The organism is Nocardiopsis alba DSM 43377, assembly GCF_000341225.1.
Taxonomy (GTDB): Bacteria; Actinomycetota; Actinomycetes; order Streptosporangiales; family Streptosporangiaceae; genus Nocardiopsis; species Nocardiopsis alba.
The window spans coordinates 189,271-206,083 of record NZ_ANAC01000001.1; the positions used below are offsets into that span (position 1 = coordinate 189,271).

Annotated in this window: 12 protein-coding genes; 7 read left to right on the forward strand and 5 right to left on the reverse strand. The window is 69.0% G+C overall.

Translation table 11 applies throughout. The features are described from left to right. Positions 1–23 precede the first annotated feature (23 nt). Entirely contained in the window at positions 24–1,883 is a 1,860-nt protein-coding gene (gene dnaK, locus D451_RS0100810) for a molecular chaperone DnaK (RefSeq protein ID WP_017533080.1), read from the reverse strand. A 606-nt stretch (positions 1,884–2,489) separates the two neighbouring features. On the opposite strand from dnaK, the gene D451_RS0100815 reads away from it, so the two are divergent. The 4 genes from D451_RS0100815 to D451_RS27125 all read left to right on the forward strand — a co-directional run bounded on the left by D451_RS0100815 (position 2,490) and on the right by D451_RS27125 (position 9,649). After that, positions 2,490–4,706 carry a (Fe-S)-binding protein gene (locus tag D451_RS0100815; RefSeq protein WP_017533081.1) on the forward strand — a complete coding sequence of 739 codons (2,217 nt, stop codon included), beginning with the start codon at positions 2,490–2,492 and terminating at the stop codon, positions 4,704–4,706. Between the two features lie 205 nt (positions 4,707–4,911). After that, a complete protein-coding gene (locus D451_RS0100820; protein ID WP_017533082.1) occupies positions 4,912–5,913 on the forward strand; it encodes an ABC transporter ATP-binding protein in 1,002 nt (333 codons plus the stop codon). 86 nt (positions 5,914–5,999) lie between these two features. Beyond that, positions 6,000–6,854, forward strand: coding sequence for an ABC transporter permease (locus D451_RS0100825; RefSeq protein WP_017533083.1), 855 nt, complete (start codon positions 6,000–6,002; stop codon positions 6,852–6,854). 182 nt (positions 6,855–7,036) lie between these two features. Then, entirely contained in the window at positions 7,037–9,649 is a 2,613-nt protein-coding gene (locus tag D451_RS27125) for a sensor histidine kinase (RefSeq protein WP_017533084.1), read from the forward strand. A 54-nt stretch (positions 9,650–9,703) separates the two neighbouring features. On the opposite strand, the gene D451_RS0100835 is transcribed toward D451_RS27125, so the two are convergent. The 3 genes from D451_RS0100835 to D451_RS0100845 form a co-directional block, all read right to left on the reverse strand. After that, positions 9,704–10,429 (reverse strand): hypothetical protein, encoded by a 726-nt coding sequence (locus D451_RS0100835; protein WP_017533085.1) that lies wholly within the window; start codon positions 10,427–10,429, stop codon positions 9,704–9,706. A gap of 146 nt (positions 10,430–10,575) precedes the next feature. Then, positions 10,576–11,085 (reverse strand): hypothetical protein, encoded by a 510-nt coding sequence (locus tag D451_RS28140; protein WP_051067442.1) that lies wholly within the window; start codon positions 11,083–11,085, stop codon positions 10,576–10,578. A gap of 314 nt (positions 11,086–11,399) precedes the next feature. Next, positions 11,400–11,963 carry a gamma carbonic anhydrase family protein gene (locus D451_RS0100845; RefSeq protein ID WP_017533086.1) on the reverse strand — a complete coding sequence of 188 codons (564 nt, stop codon included), beginning with the start codon at positions 11,961–11,963 and terminating at the stop codon, positions 11,400–11,402. Positions 11,964–12,333: 370 nt separating this feature from the next. Between D451_RS0100845 and D451_RS0100850 the strand changes: the two genes are divergently transcribed. Together D451_RS0100850 and D451_RS0100855 are read left to right on the forward strand one after the other, a co-directional pair. Then, positions 12,334–13,548 carry a coiled-coil domain-containing protein gene (locus D451_RS0100850; protein WP_017533087.1) on the forward strand — a complete coding sequence of 405 codons (1,215 nt, stop codon included), beginning with the start codon at positions 12,334–12,336 and terminating at the stop codon, positions 13,546–13,548. A 132-nt stretch (positions 13,549–13,680) separates the two neighbouring features. Then, positions 13,681–14,130 carry a GNAT family N-acetyltransferase gene (locus D451_RS0100855; RefSeq protein WP_026124717.1) on the forward strand — a complete coding sequence of 150 codons (450 nt, stop codon included), beginning with the start codon at positions 13,681–13,683 and terminating at the stop codon, positions 14,128–14,130. Between the two features lie 84 nt (positions 14,131–14,214). On the opposite strand, the gene D451_RS0100860 is transcribed toward D451_RS0100855, so the two are convergent. Then, positions 14,215–15,900 carry an MDR family MFS transporter gene (locus D451_RS0100860; protein WP_017533088.1) on the reverse strand — a complete coding sequence of 562 codons (1,686 nt, stop codon included), beginning with the start codon at positions 15,898–15,900 and terminating at the stop codon, positions 14,215–14,217. A 191-nt stretch (positions 15,901–16,091) separates the two neighbouring features. Between D451_RS0100860 and D451_RS0100865 the strand changes: the two genes are divergently transcribed. Further along, entirely contained in the window at positions 16,092–16,706 is a 615-nt protein-coding gene (locus D451_RS0100865) for a TetR/AcrR family transcriptional regulator (protein ID WP_014909400.1), read from the forward strand. Positions 16,707–16,813 lie beyond the last annotated feature (107 nt).

Sequence of the window (16,813 nt, forward strand, 5' to 3'; positions counted from 1 at the left end):
GGCTCTCAGCGGACTCTCGGGGTTCAGGAACCCTGCTTGTCGCCCTTGCCGTTGTCCTCGTCGACGATCTCGGCGTCCACGACGTCGGCGTCGTCGGCGGAGGCGTCCGCGCCCTCACCGCCGGGCTGACCGGCGCCCTCGCCCTGCTGGCCCTGGCTGTAGATGGCCGAACCGATCTTCTGGCTGGCCAGCGCGACCTTCTCGCTGGCGCCGCGGATGGCCTCGGTGTCGGTGCCCTCCAGCGCGGTCTTCAGCTCGCCGACGGCGGCCTCGGTCTCGGAGCGCACGTCCGCCGGGATCTTGTCCTCGTTGTCCTTGATGACCTTCTCGGTCTGGTAGACGAGGGACTCGGCGTTGTTGCGGACCTCGGCCTCCTCGCGGCGCTTGCGGTCCTCCTCGGCGTACTGCTCGGCGTCGCGGACCATCTGGTCGATGTCGTCCTTGGACATCGCCGAACCACCGGAGATGGTGACGGACTGCTCCTTGCCGGTGCCCAGGTCCTTCGCGGTGACGCTGACGATGCCGTTGGCGTCGATGTCGAAGGTGACCTCGATCTGCGGGACGCCGCGCGGCGCCGGGGGCAGACCGGTCAGGTCGAAGACGCCCAGCTTCTTGTTGTACTGGGCGATGTCGCGCTCACCCTGGTACACCTGGATCTGCACGGACGGCTGGTTGTCGTCGGCCGTCGTGAAGATCTCCGACCGCTTGGTCGGGATGGTGGTGTTGCGCTCGATGAGCTTGGTGAACACGCCGCCCTTGGTCTCGATGCCCAGCGACAGCGGGGTGACGTCGAGCAGGAGGACGTCCTTGACCTCGCCCTTGAGAACACCGGCCTGGAGGGCGGCACCGATGGCCACGACCTCGTCCGGGTTCACGCCCTTGTTGGGCTCCTTGCCGCCGGTCATCTCCTTGACCAGGTCGGCGATGGCGGGCATACGGGTCGAGCCACCGACCAGGACGACGTGGTCGATCTGGTCCAGGCTGATCCCGGCGTCCTTGATGACCTGCTGGAACGGGGTCTTGGTCCGCTCGACCAGGTCGGAGGTCAGGCGCTGGAACTCGGCGCGGGTGAGCTTCTCGTCCAGGTGCAGCGGGCCCTCGGCGGAGGCCGTGATGTAGGGCAGGTTGATCTGCGTCTCGCTGGAGCTGGACAGCTCGATCTTGGCCTTCTCGGCGGCCTCGCGCAGACGCTGGAGCGCCATCTTGTCCTTGGACAGGTCGACGCCGTTGGAGTTCTTGAACTTCTCGACCAGCCAGTTGACGACGGCCTGGTCCCAGTCGTCGCCACCGAGGTGGTTGTCGCCGTTGGTCGCCTTGACCTCCACGACGCCGTCGCCGACCTCCAGGAGGGAGACGTCGAAGGTACCGCCACCGAGGTCGTAGACCAGGATGGTGGCCTCGTCCTCCTTCTCCAGGTGGTAGGAGAGAGCGGCCGAGGTCGGCTCGTTGATGATGCGCAGGACGTTCAGACCCGCGATCGTGCCGGCCTCCTTGGTGGCCTGACGCTGGGAGTCGCTGAAGTAGGCCGGGACGGTGATGACCGCGTCGGTCACGTCCTCGCCCAGGTAGGCCTCGGCGTCGCGCTTGAGCTTCTGCAGGATGAAGGCGCTGATCTGCTGCGGGTTGAAGCTCTTGTCGTCGATCTTCACCGACCAGTCGGTGCCGATGTGGCGCTTCACCGAACGGATGGTCCGGTCGACGTTGGTGACGGCCTGACGCTTGGCCACCTCACCGACGAGCACCTCGCCGTTCTTGGCGAAGGCCACGACCGAAGGGGTGGTGCGGGAGCCCTCGGCGTTGGTGATGACCGTCGGTTCGCCGCCCTCGAGGACAGCGACACACGAGTTCGTCGTACCGAGGTCGATTCCGACCGCACGTGCCATGGTTGGTACCTCCGTCAAAGTTGAGTCGTTCGGACGTAAGTTTGCTTCGTCGGGTGGGGGCTGTCAAGTCAGTTGAGTCGACCCGACTCAAGTTACTTCTCTCGCCCTGACAACGGTCGGCCGCGTGGGGATGTTCCCGACCAGGGCGTCTTTCACGTGGAAATGGGGGAACCCCGGGCGAACTCGGGGACATCCTTGACCCGGAATATCCGGGGAGTCGGGGGAGGCCTCAGGGGTGTTCCGGGGGCGTCCGGGGCTCGAGGGGGAGGAGTGATCCCGGTCGGCGCGCGACACGGCGGACGGCTCCACGGGGGTCCGGATGCTCCCGCGTGGCTCCGAGGTCCGATTACATAGGGGGCATGGTGCGTCGGGCGGGGCTCGTGTGGGCCCGCGTGGCGCTCGGTCGGCGAGAGGCGGCTACGGTTGGCTCTCGCGCGAGGCGGTCCGGAGGCCGTGCCATGTGCGCGTAAGGCGAGAGAAGGACGGCGCGCCGGCTCCTAGTGGGCGGCCGATGGACTCCGAGCCATTACTCGCTAGTAACATCAACTGTCGGTGCCGGTGTGTGGCGCACCGGACGACGAGAAGCAGGATGGGAGGCCACGGACGATGCAACCCCTGTACTTGACGCTGGGCATCATCACCTCGGTCTTCGCCGTGGTCGCGTTCACCTTGTTCGGTCTGGGCATCCGCCAGATCGTGCGAACCGTGGGTGTCGGCCGAACGGTGGAGCCGGAGCGGAAGGGGCCGTTCGGGCAACGGCTCACGATGACCCTCATCGAGATCCTCGGGCACACGAGGATGCTCAAGCGACCGTGGGTGGGTGTCGCCCACTGGTTCGTGATGGTCTCCTTCCCGCTCCTGGTCTTCACGGTCATCGAAGCGCAGGGCGAGACCTTCGATCCGCACTTCAAGCTGCCGATCATCCACGACTGGACCCTCTACGGTCTGGCCATCGAGATCATCGCGGGCGCCAGCCTCATCAGCATCGTCGGCCTGACCGTCTACCGTCTGCTGAACGGTCCCCACCGCAAGGGCCGCGACTCCCGCTTCTACAACTCCAAGACGTGGACCGCGTACTACGTCGAGGCCTACCTGTGGGGCCTGCTGATCTCGATCTTCGTGATCCGCGGCCTCAAGGTCGGCATCGGCGACTTCCCGTTCCCGACCTGGGCCACGCCGATCTCGCACGCCATCGGCTCCGTCATGCCGACCGACGCCGCGGTCGCCGAACCGGCCATCGCCCTGGTGGCCGCGTTCAAGCTGATCATCAGCTACCTGTTCTTCATGGTGCTGTACTTCAAGCTCACCATGGGCATCGGCTGGCACCGCTTCATCGCCCCGGTCAACATCTACTTCAAGCGCAACGCCGACGGTTCCCCGTCCCTGGGCGCCGCCAAGCAGATGATGGACAAGTCCGGTACCAAGCCCCTCGACTTCGAGGAGGCCGACCCGGACGAGGACCCGTTCGGCGCGGGCAAGCTGGAGGACTTCACCTGGAAGGGGCTGCTGGACTTCACGAGCTGCACCGAGTGCGGCCGTTGCCAGTCCCAGTGCCCCGCCTGGAACACCGGTAAGCCGCTGTCGCCGAAGAAGGTCATCCTCGACCTCCAGGCGCACACCTACGAGAAGGCCCCGTACCTCCTCAAGGGCATCACCGAGGAGACCCTCGCCGAGGCTCCGGACGAGAGCCACGCGGGCGTCGACGTCCTCGCCCTCCTCAACAAGCCGCTGGTCGGCACCGAGGAGGAGGGTGGCGTCATCCACCCCGACGAGTTGTGGTCCTGCACCAACTGCGGCGCCTGCGTCGAGCAGTGCCCGGTGGACATCGAGCACATCGACCACATCCTGGACATGCGTCGCTACCAGGTCATGGTCGAGTCCAACTTCCCCTCCGAGGCCAACACGCTCCTGAAGAACCTGGAGAACAAGGGCAACCCCTGGGGCATGGCCGAGGACCGGCGCATGGACTGGATCGAGGAGCTCGCCTCCCAGGAGAACCCGGTCGAGGTGACGGTCGTCGACGACAAGCTCGACGAGGACACCGAGTACCTCTTCTGGGTCGGCTGCGCCGGTGCCCTGGAGGACCGGGCGAAGAAGACCACGAAGGCCATCGCCGAACTCCTGGACATCGCGGGGGTGAAGTTCGCGGTCCTGGGCGGCATGGAGGCCTGCACCGGCGACCCGGCGCGTCGCCTCGGCATGGAGTACGTCTTCCAGATGCTGGCCCAGCAGAACGTCGAGACGCTCAACGAAGCCGGTGTCACGAAGATCGTGGCGAGCTGCCCGCACTGCTTCAACACCCTGGCCAAGGAGTACCCGCAGCTCGGCGGTACCTACGAGGTCGTCCACCACAGCCAGCTCCTGGCCAAGCTGGTGGAGGAGGGGCGTCTGACCCCGGTGAGCTCGATCGACGAGAACATCACCTACCACGACCCCTGCTTCCTGGGTCGGCACAACAAGGTGTACACGCCGCCGCGCGACATCATGGCGCAGGTGCCCGGGGTCAAGACCCAGGAGATGCACCGCCACAAGGAGCGGGGCTTCTGCTGCGGCGCCGGTGGTGCCCGCATGTGGATGGAGGAGCGGATCGGCAAGCGCATCAACACCGAGCGTGTGGACGAGGCGCTGACCACCAACCCCGACACCGTGTCCACCGCGTGCCCGTTCTGCCAGGTCATGCTCGGCGACGCGATCAACGAGAAGAAGTCCGCCGGCGAGGCGAAGGAATCGCTGGAGGTCGTGGACGTCTCCCAGCTCCTGCTCCGCTCGGTCAAGGGTGAGAACCCGGCCGAGGGCGAGACGAAGGAGCCGGCCGAGGCCTGACAGGCGGTGAGGTTCCCTTAGGAGCCCGAACCCGCGAACGGAAGGGGCGGGACACCGAGAGGTGTCCCGCCCCTTCCGTCGTATGAACGGGTCGAGGCGAGGAGCGGAGATGACATTTGTCAGTGGTCCGGACGGGCGCCTGACATGAGGGAACGGTGACAGCGGCGTCTGTCGCGAGCACCCTCGCCCACGGGATCCTCGGAACATGACGACACAGAACACCGCCACGGCCGTCGAGAACGGTGCCCCCCACACCACCGCGGAACCGACGGTGGTCGTCCGCGACCTTCGACAGAGGTACGGCGATTTCGAGGCCGTCAAGGGGGTCTCCTTCGAGATCCGCCCCGGAGAGCTCTTCGCCCTCCTCGGCACCAACGGCGCGGGGAAGACCACCACCATCGAGACCCTGGAGGGCTTCCGAAAGCCCTCCTCCGGCATGGCACGGATCTTCGGGCAGGACCCCTTCGGCCAGCCCGCCGGGGTCCGCGAGCGCGCCGACGCGGTCCTTCAGGGCAGCGGACTCATGGACGATCTCAGCGTCGAGGAGAACCTCGTCCTCACCAGGGACCTGGCCGCCGACCCCCGGGACGTCGACGAGGTCCTGGAGTTGGTCGACCTGACCGAGAAGCGCGGGCTGCGCGTCCGTCAGCTCTCCGGAGGTCAGAAGCGCCGCCTGGACCTGGCGTCGGCGCTCATCTCCCGGCCCGAGGTCCTCTACCTGGACGAGCCCACGACGGGCATGGACCCCGAGGCCAGGCACGAGACCTGGCGGATCGTCAACGACCTCAAGGCGAGCGGGGTGGCGATCCTGCTCACCACGCACTACCTGGAGGAGGCCGAGCGCCTCGCCGACCGCCTGGCCATCATGCACCGCGGTGAGATCCACGTGGAGGGCACCCTGGCCGACGTCCTCGCGGGCTGGGGCGACCGGGTGGGCTTCCAGGTGCCCGACGAGGTGCGCACGGCCGACCTGCCCGAGGTCGAGGGCGCACGATGCGAGGTCGAGACCCGGGATCAGGCCCTCTGGGCCACCTACACGGTCACCGGGGGAGGCGTGGCCGACCGGGCCCACCACGCCGTCGCCGCCCTGCTGGCCTGGGCGACCGCTCGGGGGACGGTCCTGCGGCACCTCCAGGTCCGCGGTGCCTCCCTGGAGGACGTCTTCCTCCAGGTCGCGGACGGCACCGCCGACCTGCTCGCCGAGTGACCGGCCGGATCCGCGCCACCGGGACCACGCGCCGACCATCGCGCGACCCCGATCTCCCACAGACCCGCAGGAAACAGAGGAACACGATGAGCACGACCACCGTACGAACCTCCGACCGGGGGGCCTCCGGCACCCGGACCGCCCCGAGCGTGTTCGCGCAGACCCTACGTCTGACCCGCACCGAGTTCACCCTCTTCGTGCGCTACCAGACGGCCTGGCTGTACCTGCTGATGCCGATGGTGCTGTTCGTCCCCTTGATGTCGATGCCCAGCGCTCCGGCCTTCGGTGACTACACCACCACCGACCTCTCGATCGCGGCCGCGCTCCTCGGTATCGGTCTGATGCTGGGCATCGGTCACGCCTCCAACGTGTTCGCCGCGCGCCGGGAGTCGTTGGTCCTCAAGCGGCTCCGTGTGAGCGGGGTGCCGAGGGCGGCGATCTTCGGCGGGGTGACCCTGCTCGTCCTGCTCTTCACCCTGCTGCTCACCGCCCTGGTGGTAGCCGTGATCTCCGCCATGAACGGTACGACGCCGGCCGACCCCGTCCTGCTGGGCGTGGCGGTGCTGCTGTGCACCACGGCCATGACCTTCGTAGGCCTGCTGATCACGTCGCTGGTGCGCAACGCCGAGTCCGCGCAGATGTTCTCGACCCTCCCGATGCTGTTCCTACTGATGACCGGCGGGATCTTCTTCCCCCTCGAACTGATGCCCGGCCCTGTGGGGGCGGTCGCGGGCCTTCTCCCGGTCGCGCCGGCGGCGGAGATGGCCCAGGCCGCCTACACCGGGTACGACGTCTTCGGTGGCTTCGAGGGCGCCGAGGCGGTGGGGACCCTGGAACTGTGGACGGCCTCGCTCCCCTCCATCGCGGTGATGCTCGTGTGGATCGTGATCCTGGCGCTGGCCGTCGGTCGCTTCTTCAAGTGGGACCCCCGTCGACCGTGACGGTGCCGGACGGGGATGCCGGGGAGGCCCGGGACGGGGGCCTTCCCGGCACGAACACGTCCACGACCGGAATCCGCCCTGTGGACGAGCGTTCGGAGGGTCCTTCCACGACCTAACGTGGAAGGGGTGTGCCGGACAGAGTGGGTGTACCGGATACCGGTGAAGGCGAGGTGGGTGGGGCGATGGTCGCGAGCGGGTCGGACACGACCGACGACCGTGAGGTCTCCGTCATCGGAGGCGACGCGGCCGGAACCTCAGGCGAGGGCGGGGCGGGTGGGAACTACACCCGGCGACAGCGGATCCTGAAGTGGATCGTCCTGTGGACCCTGTCCTCTCAGGCGCTGGTCTTCCCCGTCTGGGCCCTCTACGAGCTGTACTTCCCCGGTCGTCTGACGCCGGGCACGCCGGTCACCGAGAGCGGCCCGGCCGTGGTGGCCCTCCTCCTCTGCCTCGTCATGACGGTGCTGGGATGGGCGATGACCCGGCAGCGGTTGAACGGAAGACGGGAGGCCGACCCGCGCCTGTACTGGGGGCTGGTGGGGTCGCTCGTCCTGGTGTGCCTTCTGTTCCGGACGCCGCTGCACGTGATCGGTCTCGTCGCGAACGTTCTGTGCCTGCTCTCCTTCATGAGCACCTGGTCGCGGACCCGCTACGTGATCCCCCTGTGCCTCCTCCTGCTGGGCGGCCACACGCTCCTCTATGGGCCGTACGGCGAGTCATGGCCCTTTCTCATCTTCCTCTCCGTCGTGTTCCTCCTGATCGTCCTGGTGGCCTGGTTCGCCTGCCTGCCGGTCTTCTGGCTGTGGGACGCCACCAGGGAGGCGGTGGAGGGCGAGCGCGCCAGGGCCCGGTTGGCGGTGAACGAGGAGCGACTCCGGTTCGCGGAGGACATGCGCGGCCTGCTGGGTCACGAGCTGAGCGCGTTGGAGGTCGGGGCGCGCAGGGCGGAGACCCTGGTGGACACCGACCCCGAGGCCTCCAAGGAACGGATCGGGCGGGTGCACGAACTGGCCCGGAGCACGCTCCACCAGGTCCGCTCGGTGGTCCGCGGCTACCGCGACCTCGACCTGGGCACCGAGGTGCGCGCGGTCCGTTCGGTCCTGGAGGCGAACAACACCGTCACGACGGTCTCCGGGCTGGAGGGGCTGAACCCGCCCTCGGAGACGGCGGCGCTGGCGGCGTGGGTGGTACGCGAGGGCGGTACCAACGTGCTGCGGCACAGCGGGGCACGCCGGTGTCGGATCGACTTCTCGATGGCGGAATCGGCCGATGGCACCTCCCACGAGCTGGTCGTGGAGATGGCCAACGACCACGCCGAGGGTGGGGAGGAGGACGAGACCGGATCGGCCGGTGGTCTCTCCGGGCTCGCCGATCGTGTCGAGCGCAACTCCGGCTCCCTGACGGCGGCGCGGACCCCCGACGGCGGCTTCCTGCTGAGAGCGGTCCTTCCTGTTCGGGAGGGCACACCTCCTCCGGGTGCCATGGCGGGCGGTCACTCCGTGGTGAGCGCGACCGAGCACCCCGCACGTGGCCTGGGCGGTGCTCCAGGGGTCGCCGCTTCGTCCGGCCCGGGTATCACCGACGAGGGCGCTTCCCACAGATCCGAGGCCGTCGGTGAGACCTCGGAGGAGAGAGACGATCACCGGATCAGGATCGCCCGGCTCATCATCATGGTCCTGTTCGGGTTCAACGGTCTGGTCATGTGCTTCTGGGGTGTGCTCGACCTCGTCACCGCCCTGAACATGGGCTGGACCCTGTGGCCCTCGGCCGTGGGGACGGTGGTCACGATGGTGAACTGCGTCATCCTCAACGTCCTGATCTGGGAACGGCTGAACGGGAACCGGGCCCCGACCCCGCCGCTCTACTGGACCTCCCTGGTTCTTCTCATCGCCACCGGGTTCCTGTTGCAGTCTCCGGAGACCGGCATGCTCACGGTCGGCACCTGGTGGGGGATCGGGCTCTTCCTCGCGCCACGGCGGACCAGCCTTCTGGTCTCCTTCGCCCTTCTGCTGACACCGCTGTTGTTCCTGCCCGGCTACGACTTCGGAACGGAGCTCAACGTCGGTCTGTACGCCCTGGTGTGGCTGATCGCCGTCCTCATCGCGCTGCTGTTCGCCGGCGGCACGGTCTCGACGATCTGGTTGTGGGACGTCAGTCTCGAAGCGGTGGCCGGGCAGCGTGCCCGGGCCCGGCTGGCGGTCACCGAGGAGCGGCTCCGGTTCGCCCGCGACATGCACGACCTGCTCGGGCACAGTCTCTCCGCGCTGTCGGTCAAGGCCCAGCTGGCGGGCAGACTCGTGGACCGGGCCCCGGAGCGCGCCGCCGCGGAGATGGCCGAGGTCCGGAGCCTGGCACGCGAGGCGCTCGGCCAGGTGCGGTCGGCGGTGAACGGCTATCGGGAGATCGACCTGGAACAGGAGATCTCCTCCGTCACCGCGGTCCTGGATTCCGGCGGGACCTCGACCACGATCACCGGCCTGGACGGGCTCGACGTACCGCCCCGGACCGCCGCGCTGGCGGCGTGGGTGGTGCGCGAGGGCGGTACCAACGTGCTGCGGCACAGCGACGCCGAGCAGTGCCAGATCACCTTCATCCCGGTGCGGGGCGAAGGCGCGAGCGCGGACACGCTGGTGCTGGAGATCCACAACGACCGGGCCCATGGGGCCGAGAAGGACACGAACGGAGGCAACGGACTGACCGGGCTCAGAGAGCGCGTCGCCGCTCAGGGAGGCACGGTCTCCGGGAGTCCGACCGGCGAGGGCGGGTTCCTGCTCCGTGCGGTCCTGCCGCTGTGAGACGCCCTGCCCCGTGCCGTCCTGGACCTGGACGGCACGGGGGCTCGTGGGGGTTCAGAGGGTGGTGAGGGAGTCGAAGGCCGCGTCGATGTCGGCGGTGGCCTCGGCCCCGCCGTCGGTGTTGAGGCCGAGCACGAACGCGCCCTGGTCGCCCTCGAGCTCCACCACCAGGAAGCGGCCGTAGGCCTCCTCGTCGGACTCGGAATCGTCGCCCATGGTCGCTCCGAAGGCGGGGTGGCCGTTCACCTCCGTGGCTCCGGACGGTTCGACCCACAGGTCGCCGCCGTCGGTGGCCAGGTGGCCGACCATGCGGGTGGCCATGGAGACGGCGGTGGCCGCGAGGGGCTCCAGGGGGCCCAGCTCCTCGCCTCCGGTGACGATGACGGCCCCCGGATCCTCCGGAGACCCGTACACCGTGTAGGAGGTGTACTCGGGCGGGACCTGGTCGTCTCCGAGCCGTGTCCACCCCTCTCCGGCGAGTGCGTAGGCCAGACCGGAGCGAGGGTCGGAGACGGTGTCCCCTCCGCCGGGACCCTCCGTGGTCTCGGGTTCCTCGGGGGCCTCTTCACCGGTGGGGGAGGGATCCGCCGCCGAGGGTTCCGCGTCGTCGTCGCCCAACAGGAGACGGCCGAGGCCGGCGGCGGTGATCAGCAGGAAGACCAACGTCACCAGGACCGCGATGGTGAAGGTGATCCTGCGCGCGTTGTCGGGCTCCTCGTCGACGCGGTGCGGGCCGGGTTCTTCGCCGCGGTCGGGGACGGGGGTGTCGGGTTCGCGCATCTGTGCTCCTGAGGGGCGGCCTGCCGTGCTGCGGCTGGAGGGCTCAGAAGGGTCAGTACCCGGTGGAGGGGGTCGGCGCTCGGGAGAAGGGTGGCCGGATCAGGCCGAAACGGACCGAATCGGCATCGATCGACGCCGATTCGGTCTCACAGGCCTCGGGTCAGAACGTGGAGGAGCAACGGACCGCGCAGTCCGCCGGCGGGGCCGGGGATCACCCGGGGAAGCCCAGGGGCGGCAGGGGCCGGGAGGCGATCGAGGGGGCCCCTCGGAGAAGACCCCGACGGGGGCGGCGGCTCCTCGGAGCGGGGCGCGGGAGGCCGCGGCGGCGGGGCGTCCTGGGAGAACGGTCCGCGCATCGTCGGAGGTCGGTCGGGGTGGTCCGGGCCGGACCCTCGGGGTGTCTCGGGGTCCGGGTCCCGAGGAGCGGGGGCCTGGGGGCGTGGCCGGGGTTTCGGGGCTCGGGCGGACACGTGGACGGTCTCGCCCGTCTCCTCCGGAGCGGAGCCGGTACCGAGCCCGAGGACACGGTCGATCTCGACCAGACTGAGTCTGCGGTCGACGTCGGCCACCGCGATGAGCACCTCGGCGTACAGTTCGATCTCGTCGAGGGCGACATGGTCGTGAAGACGATCGCGTACCCCGAGTCCATGGTTCACGCGCGCTCACCTCCGACGACGGCGTCGCTGGACATCAGGGGCGCCGGCGGTCGGCCGGATGTCCCACGCCTTCGGGAAGGGGGCGGGCGCGACGGAACACCGCCCCCATAGGGCGCGAGCACTTCTCAGGCTACGACGCCGGAACCCATCGCGCATGACTCGTGTGGGCCAGTGCCCGGACCACCCGGGCTAGTCACAGAGTGTCCGTTCCCTTCGGGGGAGATCGGGGTCGTCGACCGTGTGGCCCCTCACCCGAGAGGACCATACGGCCGATCGAGGCACCGGTCGGAGCGATGGGTTCCGGCTGCGCGGGGTCAGCGCCAGGTGACGTCCTGGTGCTGGACCGCGTAGCCGGCGTAGGCGGTCGGCGTGTGCTCCAGCACGAGACGGTCGTCGTCGTTCAGTTCCCGGACGACCTTGCCCGGGACCCCGGCCCACAGTGTGTTCGGGGGGACCACCTTGCCCGGTGCGACCAGGGAACCGGCGGCCACGAGCGCACCCTTGCCGACCCGGGCCCCGCCCAGGACGATCGCGCCGATGCCGATGAGGGCGCCCTCCTCGACGATGGCGCCGTGCACCATCGCCTTGTGACCCAGGCTCACGTCGTCGTGGAGGATCGCGGGTTGTCCGGGGTCGGAGTGCAGTCCGCACTGGTCCTGGATGTTGACGCGGTCGCCGACCACGATGTCCTCGGTGTCGGCGCGCAACACGGAGCCGTACCAGACGCTGCTCCGCTCGCCCAGCCTGACCCGGCCGACCACGACCGCTCCCGGGGCGATCCAGGCGGTGGGATGGATCCGGGGTTCCCCGAAGGGCGCGCTTCCGATCCGTGGTCCGTCGACCCGTTCAAAGTCTCTTTCGTCAGGTGTGCCGGCCATGATGAGGTCCTTCCCGGAGTCGGCCCCGGGGCCGGGGCGAGGAAGTTGACCGCTCGGCCCCCGTATGGGGATGATCGCGCATACCTTAGTAAGAACGTGACCAGGGTCCGCATGGCGCCGTGGCCGTCAGGGCTCTTGACGCGGCGGCGCGGCGCGTGCCTACCTTGGTCGTCTGGACGGTGTCCACGGCGTTACGCTCCGCTCTCGGACGATGCCCCTCCATCGTGCCGGGCCGGGGCGTGGGACGGACACTCAGGGCATGAATCTCAAAAGAGACTCCCAGGGTGTTCTTGAACATGTATGGGGCAAATTCTCACCATCTGCGACGTGCAGTCAACGGTGTTAAGGACATGAAGAGCACATGAGCAATATGTTGCCGGGCGGCGGACTGCAACAAGACAGGTTCCAAACAGTACGCAAGGGCGGATACGACAAGGCGCACGTCGACGACTACTGCGTGCGTGTGGACAACCAGTTCAAGGACCTCCGCGAGCGTTTGCAGCGGATGGACGACGAGCTGGAGCAGTACAAGCGCGATCTCGCCATCGCCCGTGAGAAGGCCCAGGTCAAGCCGGAACACGAGCAGATCAGCGAACGCATGGCGGAGATCCTCAGGATCGCCGAGGAAGAGGCCAAGGAGCGTCGCTCCCGGGCCGAGTCCGAGGTGAAGGAGGCCCAGAAGAAGGCCGAGGACGAGGTCGCCAAGCAGCGCAAGGACGCCGAAGAGCACGCCGAGCGCATCATCACCTCCGCGCGCACCGAGGCCACCGAGATGGTCACCGGCGCGAAGAAGGAGGCGGACCAGCTCCGTGACCAGGCTCAGAAGGAGGGCGAGCGTCGGCTGAGCGAGGCCGAGGCCCGCGCCAAGAAGATCCACGACACGGCCGACCGCCGTCTGGCCACGCTCACGGCCACGCACGCCGAGGCGTTGCGCCGGCTCAAGGACATGCACTCCACGCTGGCCGACCTGCTCACCGCGGAGGAGAAGTCCGGTGCCCTGGAGGCGGGGCTGTCCCGCGAGGACCTGACGACCCCTCCGGCGGAGACCCCCGAGCCCAAGGCCGAGGAGAAGAAGCCCGCCCAGGGACGCCCGCAGGAGGGCAAGGCCCCCCAGGCCGCGAAGAAGCCCGAGGGCGAGCCGGAGAAGAAGGCCCCGAAGGCCGCCGCTCCGTCGTCCGAGGGTGAGAACGAGAACACGACCACGGCCCAGATGCCGCCGCTCCAGCCGGAGCCGGAGGAGGCGACCGTGCGGATCAGGCCGGAGCAGGTCGCCGAGCCCAAGAAGGAGGAGGGAAAGGGCGGAGACCCCAAGGCCGCCGCTCCCCGTCCTCCTCAGGGCGCCCGCTTCGCGGGTCCGGCCCCGGCGGACGGGACGGGCGGACCTCAGCAGGCCCCCGGCGCGCCCCGGCCGCCCCAGGTCGCGGCGCCCCAGCAGCCGCAGAGCGGCCCCCAGCAGCCGCAGGGACAGGCGGCCGCCCCGACCGACGCGGGGGACCCGGGGGTCACCGGCGTCTACCGTCGTCCGGAGGGGCCTCAGCAGCCTCCGCTCGGGGACGAGGGCGTCCGGGTCGTCCGCAAGCCCTGAGGGACGCGGAGAACGCGTTCGAGCCGGTCACGGAACGAGGGTGGGACCACTGGTCCCGCCCTCGGCGTTTTGTGGTCGGTTGTAGGGTGACGTCCGCCTTGTCGCAGGCTGTCGGCTACGATGCCGACAGCCATGATTATCCGCGCGGCCATAAGGTCCGACCTCGGTGCGATCCTGCGACTCCTGCGCGAACTCGGTGACACCACCCACACGCGGAGCGCGCACGTTCGCATGTCCTCCGCAGCCGTACGCGCCTGGACGAGGATGGAGAACGACCCCGACCGCACGGTCCTGGTCGCCGAGCGGCGCGGCCAGATCATCGGGACCCTGGACCTGCTGGTCGTGGCCAACCTGACCCATGACGCCCAACCCTGGGCGGTGGTCGACAACCTCGTGGTCGACCCCGAGACCCGTCTCCAGGGCATCGGACGCGCGCTCATGGAGGACGCCCTGGAGAGGGCGGCGCAGGCGGGGTGCTACAAGATCGAGTTGCTCTCCCACGAGAGCCGGCAGGGCGCGCATCGTTTCTACGCCGCTCTCGGGTTCGAGAACTCGGCCGAGGGCTTCCGCCGCTATCTCTGACCGGTGAGGGCGTTCGCGCCGCCGGTACGGCGGCCCCGGGTCGGAGCCGCCGTACGGACGGAACCGGTCATGGGACGATCGGGCTCACTTCTCGGCCCGCGCCGGCCCGCCTCCGCGCAGCGGGACCCCCTTCATGAACGTCACCGCGATCAGACCGCACGCGGCGATCGGGACACCGGCCACGAAGACGCCCTGCATGGCGTGGTCGAAGGCGTGCACGACGACCTCGCGGATCGGATCGGGCAGCGAGTGCACGAGTTCGGGCGACCCTTGCGCGGACTCGGCGGCCTGTTCCAGGCCCACGGTGAGTTCGTCGGCGCCGGAGTCGGTACCGGCCGCGACGTCGGCCTCCAGTTCGGCCCTCGCGGCCGTCATCGCGTCGGCGAGCGCGTTGTTGAGGCGTCCGACCATCACCGCTCCGAAGGCGGCCACGCCCATCGCGCCGCCCAGGTTGCGGAAGAAGGTCACCGAGGCGGTGCCGGAGGCCATGTCCTCGACCGGCAGGGAACTCTGGGTGGCCAGTAGCAGGATCTGCATGTTGAGCCCGAAGCCGAGGCCGACGAGCATCTGTCCGACGACCACCGTGGTCAGCCCGGGGTCGTACTGGGCCATGGTCAGCACGGTGAAACCGAGGACGCACAGCACCATGCCCACGACCGGGTAGGCCTTCCAACGGCCGCTGCCGCTGATCGCGAAGCCGGAGCCGATCGAGGTCACCAGGAAGCAGCCGACCAGGGGCAGGGTCATCAGTCCGGAGACGGTCGGGCTCATGCCGTGCACCATCTGGAGGTACTGCGGCATGTAGATGATGAGGCCGAACATCATCATGCCCACGGTCACCGAACCGGCGGAGGCCAGCACGAACGTGCGGTTCCGGAACAGGCGGGTGGGGATGATGGGCTCGGCGGCGCGGCGCTCGACGAGGATCGCGGCGACGGTCAGCAGCACGGTGCCGATGCCCATCGCGTAGGCGGCGGGGGAGTTCCAGGGGATCTGGGTGCCGCCCAGACTGAGCAGGACGATCGCCGTGCTGGCGGCGCTGAAGATCAGGGCGGCGCCGAGCCAGTCGACGGGGGCCTTGCGCCGGGGGGTGAAGGGCATACGGAACATGAACTGGATGACGGCGAAGGCCACCACGGCGAGCGGCACGGTGATGAGGAAGCACCAGCGCCATCCGAGGGGGCTGTCCACGAGGAAGCCGCCGACCAGCGGCCCGAGCACGGTGGACACGCCGAAGACCATGCCGATCAGGCCGCTGTAGCGTCCGCGTTCACGGGGGGAGACGACGTCGCCCAGGATGATGTTGGGCAGCGTGGCCAGGCCGCCGACGCCCAGGCCCTGGAGGGCTCGGGCGGCGATCAGCCAGTTGATGTTCTGGGCGAAGCCGGCGGCCAGCGAGGCGACGATGAAGACGCCGAGGGCGATCTGGAAGAGGAGCTTGCGTCCCCAGATGTCGGAGAGCTTGCCCCACACGGGGGTGGAGGCGGTCATGGTCAGGAGCGCGGCGGTGGCCACCCAGGCCAGCCGGTCCTGTCCGCCGAGCTCGCCCATGATGGTGGGCAGGGCGGTGCCGATGATCGAGTTGGTGAGCATCGACGTGAGCATGGCCAGGACGAGGCCGGCCATGATCCGTCGTACGACCTTGCGCGAGGGGTAGGAGGTGGTCTCCGGGGTGCTCGGGGGGTTCGTCGTGAGGTCGTCGACCGCGGGTGTCCGTGTACCGGGTGCGGGTCCCTTCGGTTTCGACTTCCCGCGCAGCGACTGTTCCATGGGTCCCCCGATTCCGGACGCACGAAAGGCCCCGCGGCGCAGCGCCGGGGGCGGGCATCCATGCTCCGGTATATGTAAACGGTGTTGACCTGTCAAATCGGTATCTCTCCGTCTCTACCGGTATGCGTATGTGTCGGCGAGGTGCGACCCTGGAATTTCGAAGCGGACAGTGGTTCCCGAAGGGTGTGCAGATGGAGCGTCCGGAAGTGGCCGGGGGCGGCGCGCCCGCGCCGGGGAGAGGTCGTGAGGCGACCAGAGAGCGCATTCTCACCAGCGCCAAGGAGTTGTTCACCAGTGAGGGGTTCGGTTCGGTCTCCTCGCGGATGATCGCCTCGCACGCCGGGGTGAACGTGGCGCTGATCAACCGCTACTTCGGTTCCAAGGCCGGCCTGCTCACCGAGATCCTGCGCGAGGACGGCGTCTTCCCCAGGCTCATCACCGAAGGGCCTCCCGAGCTTCTGACGCGGCGCCTGGCCGAGCACATCGTCAGCCGGTTGTACGGGGAGGGGACACTCCTCCAGCGGGCCCTGGACCACTCGGCGGGCGACCCCGACCTCCAGTCGGTCTATCAGGGGCGGCTCAAGACCGCGTTCATCGAGCCGCTCGCGGTCTACCTGGACCGGGAGAACTCCCGGGTGCACGCCTCCCTGATCGCCGCCGTGATGCTGGGGATGGGGCGGGTCCGAAGGATCGAGGGCGGGGACGCGTTGCGCGCCCACGACCGGGAACAGCTGACCGAGCGCGTTCTGGCGCTGCTGGAACTGTGCCTGGCCGACTTCGGCGCTCCGGACCCGGACGACCCCTGAGTCCGGACCGCCACGGATGATCGGAGATCGTTCGCACGTGGTCTTGCCGGAACGGCAAGGGAGCTTGCCCTTCCGGAGGTGTCGGGCGAAGGTGGGTGCGGAGGTGG